15 protein-coding genes are annotated in these 16199 nt (G+C 59.2%); 6 read left to right on the top strand and 9 right to left on the bottom strand.

The annotated features are described in order from the left end of the window. The first annotated feature begins 35 nt into the window (after window positions 1–35). Window positions 36–911 carry a pyridoxal kinase PdxY gene (gene pdxY, locus AC1ROR_RS00385; RefSeq protein WP_035224685.1) on the top strand — a complete coding sequence of 292 codons (876 nt, stop codon included), beginning with the start codon at window positions 36–38 and terminating at the stop codon, window positions 909–911. A gap of 74 nt (window positions 912–985) precedes the next feature. Further along, window positions 986–1627 carry a carbonic anhydrase gene (locus AC1ROR_RS00380; RefSeq protein ID WP_035224474.1) on the top strand — a complete coding sequence of 214 codons (642 nt, stop codon included), beginning with the start codon at window positions 986–988 and terminating at the stop codon, window positions 1625–1627. 241 nt (window positions 1628–1868) lie between these two features. Here AC1ROR_RS00380 and AC1ROR_RS00375 read toward each other — a convergent pair whose 3' ends face one another. Both AC1ROR_RS00375 and AC1ROR_RS00370 read right to left on the bottom strand, forming a co-directional pair. Further along, on the bottom strand, window positions 1869–2684 hold the full coding sequence (locus AC1ROR_RS00375) for a lytic murein transglycosylase (protein WP_080835861.1): 816 nt from the start codon (window positions 2682–2684) through the stop codon (window positions 1869–1871). 214 nt (window positions 2685–2898) lie between these two features. Beyond that, on the bottom strand, window positions 2899–3933 hold the full coding sequence (locus AC1ROR_RS00370) for an aspartate-semialdehyde dehydrogenase (protein WP_035224470.1): 1035 nt from the start codon (window positions 3931–3933) through the stop codon (window positions 2899–2901). Between the two features lie 507 nt (window positions 3934–4440). Between AC1ROR_RS00370 and AC1ROR_RS00365 the strand changes: the two genes are divergently transcribed. The 3 genes from AC1ROR_RS00365 to AC1ROR_RS00355 all read left to right on the top strand — a co-directional run bounded on the left by AC1ROR_RS00365 (window position 4441) and on the right by AC1ROR_RS00355 (window position 9560). Then, window positions 4441–6324 (top strand): MFS transporter, encoded by a 1884-nt coding sequence (locus tag AC1ROR_RS00365; protein WP_035224467.1) that lies wholly within the window; start codon window positions 4441–4443, stop codon window positions 6322–6324. A 196-nt stretch (window positions 6325–6520) separates the two neighbouring features. Next, window positions 6521–8095: a Re/Si-specific NAD(P)(+) transhydrogenase subunit alpha gene (locus tag AC1ROR_RS00360; RefSeq protein ID WP_498588307.1), complete on the top strand. Its 1575-nt coding sequence runs from the start codon at window positions 6521–6523 to the stop codon at window positions 8093–8095. Between the two features lie 19 nt (window positions 8096–8114). After that, a complete protein-coding gene (locus AC1ROR_RS00355; RefSeq protein WP_080835866.1) occupies window positions 8115–9560 on the top strand; it encodes an NAD(P)(+) transhydrogenase (Re/Si-specific) subunit beta in 1446 nt (481 codons plus the stop codon). A gap of 169 nt (window positions 9561–9729) precedes the next feature. On the opposite strand, the gene rutF is transcribed toward AC1ROR_RS00355, so the two are convergent. The 7 genes from rutF to AC1ROR_RS00320 all read right to left on the bottom strand — a co-directional run bounded on the left by rutF (window position 9730) and on the right by AC1ROR_RS00320 (window position 15006). After that, on the bottom strand, window positions 9730–10254 hold the full coding sequence (gene rutF, locus AC1ROR_RS00350) for an NADH-dependent FMN reductase RutF (RefSeq protein ID WP_080835870.1): 525 nt from the start codon (window positions 10252–10254) through the stop codon (window positions 9730–9732). A 26-nt stretch (window positions 10255–10280) separates the two neighbouring features. Further along, complete coding sequence (locus tag AC1ROR_RS00345) at window positions 10281–10871, bottom strand: malonic semialdehyde reductase (protein ID WP_080835874.1); 591 nt, start codon at window positions 10869–10871, stop codon at window positions 10281–10283. 25 nt (window positions 10872–10896) lie between these two features. Continuing rightward, entirely contained in the window at window positions 10897–11679 is a 783-nt protein-coding gene (gene rutD, locus AC1ROR_RS00340) for a pyrimidine utilization protein D (protein ID WP_498588306.1), read from the bottom strand. Window positions 11680–11692: 13 nt separating this feature from the next. Further along, window positions 11693–12079 carry a pyrimidine utilization protein C gene (rutC, locus tag AC1ROR_RS00335; RefSeq protein ID WP_003492069.1) on the bottom strand — a complete coding sequence of 129 codons (387 nt, stop codon included), beginning with the start codon at window positions 12077–12079 and terminating at the stop codon, window positions 11693–11695. 25 nt (window positions 12080–12104) lie between these two features. Continuing rightward, window positions 12105–12845 carry a pyrimidine utilization protein B gene (gene rutB, locus AC1ROR_RS00330; protein ID WP_003492071.1) on the bottom strand — a complete coding sequence of 247 codons (741 nt, stop codon included), beginning with the start codon at window positions 12843–12845 and terminating at the stop codon, window positions 12105–12107. Next, window positions 12842–13933: a pyrimidine utilization protein A gene (gene rutA, locus AC1ROR_RS00325; protein ID WP_003492073.1), complete on the bottom strand. Its 1092-nt coding sequence runs from the start codon at window positions 13931–13933 to the stop codon at window positions 12842–12844. Before rutA ends, rutB begins: the two co-directional genes overlap by 4 nt. A gap of 461 nt (window positions 13934–14394) precedes the next feature. Then, window positions 14395–15006: a biliverdin-producing heme oxygenase gene (locus AC1ROR_RS00320; protein ID WP_003492075.1), complete on the bottom strand. Its 612-nt coding sequence runs from the start codon at window positions 15004–15006 to the stop codon at window positions 14395–14397. Between the two features lie 308 nt (window positions 15007–15314). Here AC1ROR_RS00320 and AC1ROR_RS00315 point away from each other — a divergent pair, with 308 nt between their 5' ends. Next, window positions 15315–16199, top strand: a complete 885-nt coding sequence (locus AC1ROR_RS00315; protein ID WP_498588305.1) for a dihydrodipicolinate synthase family protein — start codon at window positions 15315–15317, stop codon at window positions 16197–16199.

The following is a 16199-nucleotide window of genomic DNA, read 5'->3' as shown; positions in this document are numbered from 1 at the left end:
GGCTTTCTGCGATGTTTGAAAGCAAGAAGGCCGTGATGCAGGAAAATACCCAAGGCGCCGTCATCGTCATTTCCAGCCACGTCATGCGTGGTTCCGTCGGCAATCGCGCAGCGGTCTTTGCGCTGGAGACGCTGGGTTATCCGGTCTGGGCGGTGCCCACCATCGTCATGCCCTGGCACCCCGGCCACGGCCCCTCCACACGGATGCGCTTTCAGGACGACGACTTCGACAAGGCCATGACCGATCTTGAAAACGCCAAATGGATTGGCGAGGTCAAAGCCGTTCTGACCGGTTATTTCGGAAGTGCAGCACAGGTGCGCGCCGTCGCAAGGCTGATCCGCAATCTGAAGGAAAAGAACCCGGCGCTGATTTATGCCTGCGACCCGGTTATGGGCGATCTGGGCGGGCTTTACATTCCCCTTGAGACCGCCGAAGCCATCCGCGATCACCTCATCCCGCTTGCGACCGTCGCGACCCCGAACCGCTACGAACTGGCTTGGATGAGCGGCGCCGAGCTTGAAACCAACAATGCCATCATGGATGCGGCGCTCGCACTCGGGCCGCCGAAAATGCTGGTCACCTCGGCCGTGCCGATGATGGCGGGCGGCACCGGCAATCTTTATCTCAGCGGCCGGCACGCCCTGCTTGCCGAACACCGCGCCATCGAGAATGCGCCGAACGGACTTGGTGACCTCATGTCCGCGCTGTTCCTCGCCCGCCTGCTCGAAGGCCTGGATGATGAAAAGGCGCTGCAGCTGGCCACCGCCAGCGTGTTCGAAATTCTGGCCCGCACGAAAAAACGCGAGATGAACGAACTGACGCTTGAGACCGATTCTTCAAGTCTTTCCACACCCATGGCCATGGTGCAGATGCGTCATCTCTTGCATCCTTCACGCAGCAAGCGCAAATAGCGCTTCAGGAATTGGTCTTCAACGCACCAGGTTCGCCCCGTGATCTTGGTCCAAGCATAACGGTACTGCGATAGATGAAAGATTTTCCGGAAACCCTTCTCAACGGCTACAAGAACTTCATGAGCGGTCGCTATGTCGATGAACGCGAAAGATACCGCGTTCTGGCCGACACCGGGCAGAAACCGCAGACCCTGTTCATTGCCTGTTGTGACTCCCGCTCGGCGCCGGAAACCATTTTCGACTGCGGGCCGGGAGAGCTTTTTGTCGTCCGCAACGTCGCCAACATGGTGCCGCCCTTCGAGCCGGACGGGCAGTACCACGCCACTTCGGCGGCCATCGAATATGCCGTTCAGGTTCTGAAGGTGAAGGATATCGTTGTCATGGGCCACGGCCGCTGCGGCGGCATTCAGGCCGCACTCGATCCCAATCTCGAACCCCTGTCGCCGGGCGACTTCATCGGCAAATGGATGAACATGGTCAAGTCGGCCGCCGAGCAGATCCAGAGCAACGATGTCATGACCGCGTCGGAGCGCCAGACGGCGCTGGAACGGGTTTCCATCCGCAACTCCATCGCCAATCTGCGCGGCTTCCCCTTCGTCAAGGCGCAGGAAACCGCCGGCAAGGTCAAGCTGCATGGCGCTTGGTTCGATATTTCGACCGGCGAATTGTGGGTGATGGACGGCAAAACGGGCGATTTTCGTCGCCCGGATCTGTGAAAATAGGTTTTTGGTTGAAAGAACGACAGGATCGTATCAGCCGCAAGTCCAACGGCTACCAACCTCTCCTTCGTCATCCTCGGGCTTGACCCGAGGATCCACAACCTGACGCGCGATGGATCCTCGGGTCAAGCCCGAGGATGACGTCGATTATGCGGGAGACTTTTGCCGGACGCGCCGTGGCTGCATGCCGGATCAAGCCCGGCATGACGAAAGTGGGCCTTAGTCCGTAGAAGCGGCCTTATTGGCCGTCAATCGCCTTGCCGATGAAGGCGATGGCCTGCTGATAGACGCTTGCAGCGTTCCAGCCCTGGATGGCCGCATAATTTGCCTGTCCCTGCTGATAGCCAGCGCCACGCTGCCAGCCGTGGCCGACAAGGAAATTGGCCGTGGAAGCCAGCGCATCGGCGCGCGAACCGACGAGATCGATCCGTCCGTCGCGGTCGAAATCGACGCCGTAACGGACGACGTTCAACGGCAGGAACTGCGTCTGGCCGATCTCACCATGGGCTGCACCCTTGGCATTGACGTTCAGCGAACCGCTGCCGACCAGCTTCAGGGCCGCATAGAGCTGCTCGGTGAAATAGTCCGAACGGCGGCAGTCGAAGGAAAGCGTCGCCACGGCGGAAAGCGTGTGCTGGTTACCCATGAAGCTGCCAAAACCGGTTTCCATGCCCCAGATGGCGAGCAGCGGACCGGCCGGCACGCCGTAAGTCCTTTCGATCGAGGCGAAGAGAGAGGCATTGTTCTTCTTCATGGTCTTGCCGCGCGAAATGATCGTCTGACCGCCGCGCTTCTGCATGAACTGTTCGAAGGACAGCTTGAAGCTGTGCTGACCGCGGTCGGCGCTGATGGTAGCCCGGTTGTAGGAAACGCCGGAGAAGGCGCGATCAAGCACCGAAGCGCTGACGCCGCGGCCCGCCGCTTCCTGTTTGAAAGCGCCGACCCAGGCCTCGAACCCTGCCGAAGTATTGCCGCATTGCGCAGCCAGAACCGGCGTCGCTGCCAAAACCGAGACCATGGCCACACCAGCCAGAATTGCCTTCATTGCCCGCATCAAAATCTGCCTTCGATATACTTTCGGGAACTCATCCCGAGAACAAAACGTCACCGCTGTATGAATTCAGGTGCCAAATTGCCTTTTGGCGGCCTAAATTGCCTTTCGGCAGCTAGGCCTGCAAATAAACTGGCCGTGATCATCGCCAATCAGGAAACCCGCCTGCCCCACACAGAACAGACGGGTTATACTTAACGAACCTTAAAAAATCGTATCAGGCTGCCGCCTTGCGGGGCTTGATGAGACCACGATTGACCAGGAGTTCGGCGATCTGGACGGCGTTGAGAGCCGCGCCCTTGCGCAGATTGTCGGAAACCACCCACAGGTTGAGGCCGTTTTCGACCGTCGCATCCTCACGGATACGCGAAATATAGGTCGCATCCTCACCGGCGGATTCGACCGGGGTGATGTAACCGCCATTTTCACGCTTGTCGATGACAAGGCAACCCGGCGCTTCGCGCAGGATGTCACGTGCCTGATCGGCGGTGATCTCGTTTTCGAACTCGATATTGACCGATTCCGAATGGCCGATGAAGACCGGAACGCGCACGGCCGTGCAGGTTACCTTGATCTTCGGATCGAGCATCTTCTTGGTTTCAGCCAGAACCTTCCACTCTTCCTTGGTGTAGCCGTCTTCCATGAAGACGTCGATGTGCGGAATGACGTTGAAGGCGATGCGCTTGGTGAACTTCTTGGTTTCGACCGGATCGGCAACAAAGACGGCGCGGGTCTGCTGGAACAGCTCGTCCATGCCTTCCTTGCCGGCGCCGGAAACCGACTGATAGGTTGAGACGACGACGCGCTTGATCTTGGCGAAGTCATGCAGCGGCTTCAGCGCGACGACCAGCTGGGCCGTGGAGCAATTCGGGTTGGCGATGATGTTCTTGCGGGTGAAGCCCTCGACCGCATCGGCATTGACTTCCGGAACGATCAGCGGAACGTCCTGATCGTAGCGCCATGCGGACGAGTTATCGATGACAACGCAGCCCTGCTGGCCGATCTTCGGCGACCACTTCTTGGAAACGTCGCCGCCGGCCGACATCAGGCAAATATCCGTGTCGGAAAAATCGTAGTTTTCGAGGTTGGAAACCTTCAGCGTGCGATCGCCATAGGAGACTTCCGTGCCCTGCGAACGGGCGGAAGCGAGCGGCACGATCTCATCTGCGGGAAAACCGCGTTCGGCCAGGATATTGAGCATTTCGCGACCGACGTTGCCGGTGGCGCCTGCAATTGCAACTTTGAAACCCATGATCAAGCTCTCTTTCTGTCTCTCCTCTTTTGGGTGAGGTGGGAACCCGCATCGCATTGCGGCTTCCTCGATCCCCAGCCAAACCGGGGAGAGAGCGGTGGCCAGAGACGTTAGACGGTTTTAATCGTCGTTTTGGCCGTAATTCGGATAGAATAAGAAAGACGCGGATCATCGCCGGCGGATTGTGCCGGTCCTTCCATGACAATCATGTCTGCAACATGCCTGCGCAATGTGATGCTCCTTCTTCGCGAGAAGCTATTAGAAGGTTTCTCTGTTGTGTCAAGAAAAAAGGCATGTCCCGGGCCACCCGGCGCGAAGATGCAAAAACCGCCCTGCGACATTTTTGCACGTTATACATTAGACTAAAGTCATAATCCGAAAGCATCGCTCTTATTGGGGTTAATTTTCTGTCACTCTGATGTCATGCGCATTGCACCCTCAAGGGGGAGTCCGGAGGAGAGACAGGGCTCCGCAATGCGCTCATTTGACATCTGTGGAGGACAGACAATGGCAAACGTTGCAGCCGTGAGCGGCGCCGCCCGTCCCATGACGGGTGAGGAGAAGAAGGTGATTTTCGCCTCTTCTCTCGGAACAGTCTTCGAATGGTACGATTTCTATCTGTACGGCTCACTCGCGATCTATATCGGCGCGAACTTCTTCAGCCAGTATCCGGAAACGACACGTAATATCTTCGCGCTTCTGGCCTTTGCCGCAGGCTTCCTCGTGCGCCCCTTCGGCGCGCTGGTGTTCGGCCGTCTGGGTGACATTGTCGGCCGCAAATATACCTTCCTGATCACCATTCTCATCATGGGCGTTTCGACCTTCCTCGTCGGTGTCCTGCCCGGCGCATCCCAGATCGGCATCGCAGCCCCGATCATCCTGATCGTCCTGCGCATGCTTCAGGGTCTGGCGCTCGGCGGCGAATATGGCGGTGCCGCCACTTACGTGGCCGAACACGCCCCGAATGGCCGCAGGGGTTATTACACCTCCTGGATCCAGACGACGGCGACGCTCGGCCTGTTCCTGTCGCTGGTGGTCATTCTCGGCGTGCAGTTCGCACTCGGCAAGGAAGCCTTCGCCGCCTGGGGCTGGCGCATTCCCTTCCTCGTCTCGGTTCTGCTGCTCGGCGTATCGGTCTGGATTCGTCTGAAAATGAACGAATCCCCCGCCTTCAAGAAGATGAAGGAAGAGGGCAAGACCTCAAAGGCACCGCTCAGCGAAGCCTTCGGCCAGTGGAAAAATGCCAAGATCGCCCTGCTTGCCCTCGTCGGCGCCGTCATCGGTCAGGCCGTCGTCTGGTACACAGGCCAGTTCTACGCGCTGTTCTTCCTGCAGAGCATTCTGAAAGTGGACGGCCAGTCCGCCAACATCATGGTCGCGGCAGCGCTCATCCTCGGCACGGGCTTCTTCGTGCTCTTCGGCTGGCTTTCCGACAAGATCGGCCGCAAGCCGATCATCATGGCCGGCCTCGTTCTCGCCATGCTGACCTACTTCCCGCTGTTCAAGGCGCTCACCTGGGCGGGCAACCCGGCACTTGCGCAAGCACAGGCCAGCGTTCGCGCCACCGTGACTGCCGCTCCGGGTGACTGCAAGTTCCAGTTCAACCCGACAGGCACGGCAAAATTCACCACATCCTGCGATATCGCCACCTCGTTCCTGACACGCAACTCCGTTCCCTATGACGTCGTTGCGGGAGCGGCCGGTGAGCCGGCGAGCGTCAAGATCGGCGACGCCACCATCGCCAGCTACGACGCCATCGCAGCCGGCGCGGATGCTTCCGCGAAGGACAAGGCCTTCCAGAAGCAGGTCAACATCGCATTGCACGACGGCGGCTATCCGCTGGTGCGCGGCGCAGCGCAGGTGCCGGATGCGAAACTGGATGCCTTCATCGCCGCCAACCCGGAACTCAACCTCAATGCGGTAGCCGTTCGTGCCGCCGACAAGAAGATGGTTGCGACCGACAAGCTGGTGGCGGACAAGCTGCTGACGCCGGCCGAGACCGCCGGAGCGGCGGAAATGGCCGTCTACACGATTGCCGGCGGTGGCACCTTCGCCATGGTCGCCGATCCGGCCGCCGTGAACTGGGTCGTCATCATCGCCGTTCTGACCGTCCTCGTCATCTATGTGACGATGGTCTACGGCCCGATCGCGGCGCTGCTGGTCGAGCTGTTCCCGACCCGCATCCGCTATTCCGGCATGTCGCTGCCCTATCACATCGGCAACGGCTGGTTCGGCGGCCTTCTGCCCGCCACCGCCTTTGCGATGAGCGCGGCGAAGGGCGATATCTACTATGGTCTCTGGTATCCGATCGTTTTTGCAGGCATCACGCTGGTCGTCGGTCTGCTGTTCCTGCCGGAAACCAAGGATCGCGACATCCACACCATGGATTGAACCACGTCCTGACGGACATTTTCGGAACCCGGCGCACAGGTGCCGGGTTCTTTTATTGCTCCACACGCAGCGATATCGAACGAACTGTCGCAGGGGGCTGTCATTGCGTCGCAGGCAAGACAAAATCAATATGGAGACAAAGCCCCCCTGAATAGGTTATGACCCCCCTGTATTTTCAGGCAGAGGGAGAGCCATTTTGAAGATCGGGACGCCTAAGGAATTATATGAGGGCGAAGCGCGCGTCGGTATGACGCCCGACAGCGCCCAGGCATTGCAGAAACTCGGATATGATTGCATCCTCGAAACCGGAGCAGGCAAGGCGGCGGGATTTTCCGACGACGCCTATCGCGCCGCCGGTGTAACAATCGTCGACAGCGCCGATGCGCTTTACGCCGGTTCCGACATCATCGCCAAGGTTCGTCCGCCGGAAACGTCGGAGATTGATCGCCTGTCTTCGGACAAGACGCTGATCTCGTTCTTCTACCCAGCCCAGAACAAGGACCTTCTGGAACAGGCGAAGGAAAAGGGCGCAAATGTCATCGCCATGGACATGGTGCCGCGCATTTCCCGCGCCCAGAAGATGGATGCGCTGTCCTCCATGGCCAATATCGCCGGTTATCGCGCGGTCATCGAGGCCGGCAATAATTTCGGCCGCTTCTTCACCGGTCAGGTCACCGCCGCCGGCAAGGTGCCGCCCGCCAAGGTGCTGGTCATCGGCGCAGGTGTTGCCGGTCTCGCCGCCATCGGCACGGCCACCTCGCTCGGCGCCATCACCTATGCCTTCGACGTTCGCCCTGAAGTGGCCGAACAGATCGAATCCATGGGCGCTGAATTCGTCTATCTCGATTTCGCCGACCAGCAGCAGGATGGCGCCGCCACCGGCGGTTATGCCGCTCCCTCCTCGCCGGAATTCCGCGAGAAGCAGCTCGAGAAATTCCGCGAGCTTGCACCGCAGATCGATATCGTCATTACCACGGCGCTGATCCCGGGCCGCGACGCCCCGAAACTGTGGCTCGCCGACATGGTGGCGATGATGAGGCCGGGTTCGGTCATCATCGACCTCGCCGCCGAGCGCGGCGGCAATTGCGATCTCACGGTTCCCGACCAGCGTGTCGTTTCCAACAATGGCGTCATCGTCATCGGCTACACGGATTTCCCGAGCCGCATGGCGACGCAGGCCTCGACGCTCTATTCCACCAACATCCGTCACATGATGACCGATCTGACGCCCGCCAAGGACGGCAAGCCGGTTCACAACATGGAAGACGATGTCATCCGTGGCGCGACGGTCACCTATCAGGGTGAAATTACCTTCCCGCCGCCGCCGCCGAAGATCCAGGCCATTGCCGCGCAGAAACCAAAGGAAAAAGCAAAGGAGCTGACGCCGGAGGAAAAGCACGCCAAGGAACGTGCCGAGTTCAAAGCGCAGACGAAAAGCCAGGTCGGTCTGCTCGTCGCCGGTACTGCTGTACTGCTTCTCGTCGGCCTTTATGCGCCGGCAAGCTTCATGAGCCATTTCATCGTCTTCGTGCTCGCCTGCTTTGTCGGCTTCCAGGTCATCTGGAATGTCAGCCACTCGCTGCACACGCCGCTGATGGCGGTGACGAACGCGATTTCCGGCATCGTCATCATCGGCGCGCTGCTGCAGATCGGTTCCGGCAACTGGCTGGTGGTGATCCTCGCCTCGCTTTCCGTCCTGATCGCGACGATCAACATCGTCGGCGGTTTCCTCGTGACACGGCGCATGCTCGCCATGTTCCAGAAGTCCTGAGCCGTGTAGGGGACAGTTTATGACCATTGGTATCGTTTCCGCGGCCTATGTTGCCGCAGCCGTTCTTTTCATCCTTTCTCTTGGCGGCCTTTCCGGACAGGAAAGCGCAAAACGCGCCGTCTGGTACGGCATAACAGGCATGGGCCTCGCCATTGTCGCCACCGTCTTCGGACCTGAGATCAGCAAGGGCGTCGGGCAGTGGCTCGTCGTGCTGCTGATGCTGGCGGGTGGCTCCGTTCTCGGTTATTTCGTCGCAAGCCGGGTGCAGATGACCGAGATGCCGCAGCTTGTTGCAGCCCTTCACTCCTTCGTCGGCCTCGCCGCCGTCTTCATCGGCTTCAACGCCCATATCGAGGAAGCGCATGTCGCCTCGCTCGATGAGACCGCGCGTTCGTTGCTGACCGGCTTTTCCGCCATCCTCGCCCATAAGACGCCAGTGGAACTGGCGATCATGAAGGTCGAGGTCTTCCTTGGCGTCTTCATCGGTGCGGTCACCTTCACCGGCTCCGTCGTCGCCTTCGGCAAACTTGCCGGCAAGGTGGACGGCAAGGCGAAGAAGCTGCCCGGCGGACATCTGCTCAATGCCGGCGCTGCGATCCTGTCGCTCGTGCTGCTCATCATGTATTGCAACGGCGCCGGCGCTTGGACGCTGGTGCTGATGACACTTGCGGCCTTCTTCATCGGTTATCACCTGATCATGGGTATCGGCGGCGCCGACATGCCTGTCGTCGTTTCGATGCTGAACAGCTATTCCGGCTGGGCGGCGGCCGCCATCGGCTTCACGCTCGGCAACGATCTGCTGATCGTGACAGGCGCGCTGGTCGGCTCCTCGGGTGCGATCCTCTCCTACATCATGTGCAAGGCCATGAACCGCTCCTTCATCTCGGTCATCCTCGGCGGCTTCGGCGGCACGACGGGTCCGGCGATGGAAATCGAGGGTGAGCAGGTGGCGATCGACGCCGAAGGCGTGGCGGCCGCGCTGAATGACGCCGACAGCGTCATCATCGTGCCCGGTTACGGCATGGCGGTGGCGCAGGCGCAGGCCGCGGTCTCCGAACTGACCCGCAAGCTGCGCGCCGACGGCAAGACCGTGCGCTTCGCCATCCATCCGGTGGCAGGCCGTCTTCCCGGCCACATGAACGTGCTGCTGGCCGAAGCCAAGGTGCCCTACGACATCGTGCTGGAAATGGACGAGATCAACGACGACTTCCCCAATACCGACGTCGTCATCGTCATCGGCTCCAACGACATCGTCAATCCGGCCGCCCAGGACGATCCGAACTCGCCGATTGCCGGCATGCCGGTTCTGGAAGTGTGGAAGTCCAAACTGGTCATCGTCTCCAAGCGTGGCCAGGGCACGGGTTATTCCGGCATCGAGAACCCATTGTTCTACAAGGACAATACCCGCATGTTCTATGGTGACGCCAAGAAGTCGATCAACGATCTTCTGCCGCTGATCAAGTAAATGAAAAGGGCGTTTCCGGGAGGCCGGAAACGCCCTTTTTTTGATTTCACTGAACGTCATCCTCGGGCTTGACCCGAGGATCCATCGCGCGTCGGATCGTAGATCCTCGGGTCAAGCCCGAGGATGACGACGGTGAGGTTCGAGCTGGTGCTCGGCCAAAACGGCCGCCTCAAAGCACCCGGTAACGCCGGTTGAAATACATCAGCGCCTCATCACCTTCATTGATCTTCATATCCACAACCTCGCAGATCAGGATATCATGCGTACCGCCGTCATGCGCCTCGCGGATGCGGCAATCGAAGGAAACGAGCGCGTCCTCCAGAACCGGGGCACCGGTTTCAAGCACACCCCAGCTCCCGGCGGCGAAACGCTCTTCCGCCGGCGTCTTGCCGCCGAAGAGGGTGCTCAGCACCTCGTGTTTTGAAGCAAGCGTATTGATGCAGATGACGCCGTTGGCCTTCACCACCTTATACGCGGAGGCATTGCGGTTGAGGCAGACGAGAAGCGTGGGCGGATTGTCGGAAACGCTGCAAACCGCCGTCGCCGCAAAACCCGCCCGGCCTGCCGCACCATCCGTGGTGACGATATTGACCGCCGCACCGAGCCGCGCCATGGCGTTTCTGTATTCGAGGCTGCGCTGCTGTGCAGTCTTCGTCTCCATATCCGCTTCCTTTTCAAGAGACATCATCTGCATCTAAACTACCCTTCCTTAACAGGCCCTCAAGCCAGGACACAGGCCTCTTCAAAGCCGAGGCGCGGCAGGCGACCGAAGAGTTTCGACGGATCGCCATAGCCGAGATTGATCAGGAAATTGGACTTCCACGTCGTGCCTGCGAAAAACGCCGTATCCACCTTGCCTTTGTCGAAACCGGACATTGCCCCGGTATCCAGTCCCAAGGAGCGGGCTGCAAGGATGAGATAACCCGCCTGCAGCGTGGCATTGCGGAAGGCCGTTTCCTCGGCCACATCCGGGCTGGACGTGAACCACGAACGGGCATCGGCATGCGGAAACAGCATCGGCAGTTTCTCGTAAAATTCACGGTCGATGGCGGCAATCACGGTGACGGGTGCTGCCATGGTCTTTTCGAGATTGCCCGACGAAAGCGCCGGCCGTAGTTTTTCTTTCGCTTCCTGGCTGCGGACGAATACGAAACGCCCCGGCGAGCAATTGGCCGAGGTCGGACCCATCTTCGTCAGATCGTAAAGCTCTCTCAGCGTCTCGTCGCCGACCGGCCTGTCAGCCCAGCCATTATGGGTGCGTGCCGCGGTGAAAAGTGCTGCAAGTGCCTTGTCGTCGAGTGCTGTCGTCATTGTCCTAAAAATCCCGTCAGAATGTTCATGTTGCCGGTAGCAGAAACTGCAAAAGCCGAGCGTTGAAAAGGTCAGCTTCGGTAATATTGACCGCATGCGCCCCGAAATCGAGAAGGCAGAGTTCACCCTTCGGCAGGCCATCCGCCAGCCGCAGCGAGCGGGTATAGGGCACCAGAAGATCGTCCTTCGTTCCAACCACCAGTACCGGGTTGCCGACATCGCCGAGGCGGCCATCGACATCAAAAGCCCTCAGCGCCGCGATGCGCCGAAGCACATTCGCCCTGCCCTGAAAATGCGCGACGCCATGGGCATCGTCCCGCGCCAGCCGCTCCTGATGTTCCGACATCCAGGCGGCCGGATAAAGAAACAGCGGCTGGGCTTTCACGAACGCCTCGACACCGGATTTCTCCAGAAGCTCGATCCGCACATCGAAGCAGCGCCCGGAATGCGGATCGGCCTTGCTCCAGGCATTGATCAGAACAAGCCTGTCGATGAGACCGGATTGGCGCAGCGCGATATCGAGGCCGATCAGACCGCCAAGCGCATGACCCATGAAGTGGAATTTCTCGAGGTTCAGCGCCGAAGCGATTTCCAGCACATCATCCGCCATCGCCGATATGCCGCCCTCCAGCGGCACCTCGCCACCGGTCCTGCCGGTTCCGCGATGATCGTAGGTGACGATCCGGAAATGATCGGAAAGGGCTTCGATCTGCGGCGCCCAATAAGAGCCCGATCCGCCCAGCCCGGATGACAGCAGGATTGTGGGCGCCTCAGGATCAGTCCGGCCATGAACCTCGAAATGCATCATCTGCCGTTTCGCCCTATTTGCCGATATGGGCGACGGTAGCGATTTCCACCAGCGCGTCGGGCTTCACGAGGCCGCACTGGATGCAATAACGCGCCGGCTTGTCGCCGGGGAAATATTCGGCATAGACCGTGTTGACGGCCTGGTAATTCGCCCAGTCGGTGATGAAGATATGGTTCATCGTCACGTCCTCCATCGTGCCGCCGGCGGTTTCGATGACGGACTTGATGGTCTCCAGAACATGACGGGTCTGCGCGCTGGCATCGCCCACATGCACGACATTATTGTCCTTGTCGAAAGGCAGCGTACCGGAAACGTAAACCACGCCATCGGCAAGGGTTCCCGGCGAAAAGGGAGCGATGGGTTTGCTGGTGCCGGCGGGCACAACGATCTTCTTCGGCATTTCGTTCTCCTCTTGTGGTTGGATATCAAGCGCTGACGGGTGCGGCCTGCGAGATGACGCCGCAGAAATCATTGACGGTGGCGACCCAGCCGAAAAATTTCTCGACATTGTAGACCGTCGCCTGCTGGATATAGTCCGGCCCGAGATGATGCGTGGCATCCTCCAGCATCACCCCGAAATATTCGAGATGGAAGGCGTCGCGCAGCGAGCTTTCCACGCAGACATTGGTGGCGATGCCGACGAAGACCAGATTGCGGATGCCGCGGGCGCGCAGAACGCTGTCCATATTGGTATTGAAGAAACCGCTGTAACGCGTCTTCGGCACCAGAATATCGCCGGGCTGCGGCTGCAGCTCGTCGACGATGGCATAGTCCCACGTCCCCTTGGCCAGCAGCTGGCCCTGCAACTCCGGCCTTTTGCGCATCGTTTTCAGGGCGTTGGACTTATGCCAGTTGGGCGAACCCGGGCCGCCCGCCTCGACATAGTCCTTGTCCCAGCCATTCTGGAAATAAATGACCTGAACACCCGCCGCCCGTGCCGCATCCAGCGTCTTCTTGATGTTGGCAATGGTGCCCTTGGCCCCGGAAATATCGAAACCGGCCAGATCGACATAACCGCCCTCGGTCGAATAGGCGTTCTGCATGTCGACCACGACAACGGCGGTCTCGCTGGGCTTGAGGGTGATCGGCTCCGGCCGGGCGGGAAGCGTCACGCTTTCCGAACGGCTTTCCGGCCCCTTGTAACCCGCCACGACGGCTTCACTCATTCCGCAGCCTCCAGTGCAGCCTGAACATGCGCGCGGCTCTTCATCAACGGCTGCACATATTTGCCGAATTTCTCGACGCCTTCGAGGAAGTCGTCGAAGGTCAGCATCACGCCGCCCGTTCCCGGCACTTCGCTCATCTCGTCCAGCATGGCCGCCACTTCCTCATAGGAGCCGATCAGCGTTCCCATGTTGATATTGACCGCCGAGACGGGGTTGGACATGTGCCGGACATTGGTGTCGGAGCCGGATTTGGTATCGACAGCGCTTTGCAGGCCGAGCCACTTGATCGCATCCTCATCCGCACCGGCCTTGTAATGCTCCCATTTCGCCCAGGCATCCTCGGATTTTTCCTCGGCAAGCACCATCGTCAGCACGACAGATTTAACCTCGCGGCCGGTCTTCTCCGTTGCCGCCAGCAGCCGCTCATTGGTGGGCGCGAAAGCTTTCGGCGTATTGACGCCGACACCGAAGCAGAAGCTGTAATCGGCGAACTTGGCTGAAAACGCCATGCCGGAGTTGGAGGAACCGGCGCAGATGAGTTTGACGTCGCCCTGAGGCACCGGCTTCATGCGGCAATCGTCCATCTGGAAGAACTTGCCCTTGTAGTCCGACTGGCCCTCCGTCAGCAGCTCTTTCAAGATGGAGGTATATTCGCCGAGATATTCGTAGCGGTCGCCGAAATAGTCGTCGCCCGGCCAAAGCCCCATCTGGCTATATTCCGGACGCTGCCAGCCGGTAATCAGGTTGATGCCGAAACGGCCGCCGGAAATGGAATCGATCGTCGTCGCCATGCGCGCAACGATGGCCGGTGGCATGACCAGCGTAGCGGCCGTGCCGAACAGCTTGATCTTGGAGGTGACGGCGGCAAGGCCCGCCATCAGCGTGAAGGATTCCAGATTATAGTCCCAGAATTCGGTCTTGCCGCCAAAACCGCGCAGCTTGATCATCGACAGCGCGAAGTCGAAACCATATTGCTCCGCCTTGAGCGTGATCGCCTTGTTCAGATCGAAGCTCGGTTTGTATTGCGGCGCGTTTTCGGAAAGAAGCCACCCATTGTTCCCGATCGGGATAAAAACACCAACTTCCATTTTGCTGTTCCCTTTTTAGCGTCAGGTGTCTCCTGACTTGACAAAAGAGTAGCAGGTTCTGTGCCAGACCAAATAAAATAATTTTATCAAATGGATAAAATTTTGAGGCGCATCAAGCCTTGACCAAAAGATAAAATTTTTATCATTTGGTAAAAATATTTGCCTGTTTATTCAGCAAATACCGAATACAATGTGCGGGAAATGGGAGACCCTCTAAACGGTAGCAGAGCGTGGCACGGCATCCGAAATGCTCACCTCCGTCATGCCGAACTTGATCCGGCATCCAGCCACGGCGCTCTGCGCCGTGAGAGGAGTCTTTCGCGATCAAGGACTTGATCGCACTGGACCCCGGATCAAGTCCGGGGTAACGCCGCAGGGATTTTACGACTCAATCGAACACACCCGCGCAATGGGGCACGTCTGCGCGATGAGGACAACAATCGCAAAGCTATGCCAAAACCTCAGACGAGGCGCTGCTGCGCATAAGCATGCACAGCCCGGAAGGCAGCCTCGGCGCCCGCGACAACCCGCTCTTCCTCTTCAACCGTCAGCGAAATTTCATCGAGCGCGGCGGTGAAGGTGCGCCAGTGCAGGCCGCGTCCTTCCGGAGCGCCGGCCAGATGACGCGCGCCGAATTCTTCGCCAAGCCCAAGCTTCGCTGCATCCTTCAGCAGGAAAGCAGCGCCCAGATTGGAGCCTTCAACCACATAAAGCCAACCCATGGCCTCGGGCAGATCGAACGGCGTTTCACCGGTAAAGCGTGGCTCCACCGTTTCGGGAATGGCAAGACCGAGATCGGCAAGGTCCTGCTCGATCATGGAGAGACGGCGGCGGCCCTTGAGATCGGGAAGCAGGCCGTCAAGCGTCGCATTGGAGAAGAAGACATCAAGGTCGCGATGGAAAAGATACTGCGTTTCCACGAATTTGCCGAAGTTCTCCCGGCTCTCGAACGGCTTGGACGCCATGATAAAGGCATCGAGACCGCCATGAGCGCCGCGCGTTGCCGCCTTGAGGCGCTTGACACGGCTCTGCTCGATCTCTGCTACAGGCGCTGACGGCTCCGCAATGGTCATGATGATAGTCCCTTTATCCCTATATTCAGACTGCCTGATAAAAATCTTTACTCCAACAGTCAAATTTTATTTTCGCATTTATCCGCTTGCCTCCGCAAAGAGGATAGACCAACCGGCCCGCTGATAGAACAGCACCCACTTCGACCGATGGCGCGGTTCCATCCCAGCCTCGCAGGCTTGCTCCTCAACCGGATTTCAGGGCGAGTTCCGTCATCGCCACCCCTCGATCAATCAAACTGCAATCACCTCTTTACAACTAACATGTCAGTGCGCTATCAATTCGCGGTCACCTTGGAGGAGCATCTTAATTGACCCAGAAATTCGGCCTTTCGGCAGCCCTGACGACCCCTTTCAAAGCGGATGGAACGGTCGATATCGACACCATGATCGCCCATGCCCGTCGCTGCCTTGAAAATGGCTGCGACAGCGTAACGCTCTTCGGTACCACGGGCGAAGGTTGTTCGGTCGGCAGCCGTGAACGGCAAGACATTCTCTCCCGCTTCATCGCGGCTGGTATTGCGCCCTCCCGTCTGGTCACCGGCGTTCTGGTGGATTCCATCGAGGACGCGGCCGAGCAATCGGCCGAAGCCCTGAAGGCCGGCGCCCGCAATATTCTTCTCGCCCCACCCTCCTATTTCAAGAATGTCAGCGATGACGGCCTGTTTGCATGGTTCTCGGCGGTCTTCGAAAAGATCGGCAAGGGCGCGCGCGATATTCTCGTCTACAACATCCCCTCCGTGACCATGGTGACACTGTCGGTCGAGCTGGTGGGACGGCTGAAAAAGGCATTCCCCGGCATCGTCACCGGCGTGAAGGACTCCTCCGGCAACTGGAGCCATACCGAGCGTCTGCTGAAGGACCATGGCGATCTCGCCATCCTGATTGGCGATGAACGCGATCTGGCAAGGGGCGTTCGCCTCGGCGGCCAGGGCGCCATCTCCGGCGTCGCCAATTTCCTGACACAGGAAGTCCGCGCCATGGCCGTCGATGGCAAGGACGATCAGCGCATCGTCGATCTTGTTGTGGAACTTCTGAAATTCCCGGTTACGCCCGCCGTCAAGGTGCTGGTATCACACACGACAGGCGAAAATATCTGGGCGGACGTGCGCGCGCCGCTCGTCGCCATTTCACCGGAGGACCGGCGGCAGATCGAAGGCGCTTTCGATGCGCTGTTTCGCAAACAGGCCGCCTGA

Source organism: Agrobacterium sp. GW821-FHT14E08, assembly GCF_058803865.1.
This window is presented reverse-complemented; position numbering and strand designations above follow the sequence as displayed.

Coding starts and splice junctions, on each gene's coding strand:
- rutB (WP_003492071.1), bottom strand. CDS start 12,845: ATGAGTGAAGCCGTCGTGGCGGGTTACAAGGGGCCGGAAAGCCGTTCG.
- AC1ROR_RS00375 (WP_080835861.1), bottom strand. CDS start 2,684: ATGCGGGCAATGAAGGCAATTCTGGCTGGTGTGGCCATGGTCTCGGTT.
- rutA (WP_003492073.1), bottom strand. CDS start 13,933: ATGGAAGTTGGTGTTTTTATCCCGATCGGGAACAATGGGTGGCTTCTT.
- AC1ROR_RS00355 (WP_080835866.1), top strand. CDS start 8,115: ATGACCATTGGTATCGTTTCCGCGGCCTATGTTGCCGCAGCCGTTCTT.
- rutD (WP_498588306.1), bottom strand. CDS start 11,679: ATGATGCATTTCGAGGTTCATGGCCGGACTGATCCTGAGGCGCCCACA.
- AC1ROR_RS00370 (WP_035224470.1), bottom strand. CDS start 3,933: ATGGGTTTCAAAGTTGCAATTGCAGGCGCCACCGGCAACGTCGGTCGC.
- AC1ROR_RS00320 (WP_003492075.1), bottom strand. CDS start 15,006: ATGACCATTGCGGAGCCGTCAGCGCCTGTAGCAGAGATCGAGCAGAGC.
- rutC (WP_003492069.1), bottom strand. CDS start 12,079: ATGCCGAAGAAGATCGTTGTGCCCGCCGGCACCAGCAAACCCATCGCT.
- AC1ROR_RS00380 (WP_035224474.1), top strand. CDS start 986: ATGAAAGATTTTCCGGAAACCCTTCTCAACGGCTACAAGAACTTCATG.
- AC1ROR_RS00365 (WP_035224467.1), top strand. CDS start 4,441: ATGGCAAACGTTGCAGCCGTGAGCGGCGCCGCCCGTCCCATGACGGGT.
- rutF (WP_080835870.1), bottom strand. CDS start 10,254: ATGCAGATGATGTCTCTTGAAAAGGAAGCGGATATGGAGACGAAGACT.
- AC1ROR_RS00345 (WP_080835874.1), bottom strand. CDS start 10,871: ATGACGACAGCACTCGACGACAAGGCACTTGCAGCACTTTTCACCGCG.
- pdxY (WP_035224685.1), top strand. CDS start 36: ATGCAGGAAAATACCCAAGGCGCCGTCATCGTCATTTCCAGCCACGTC.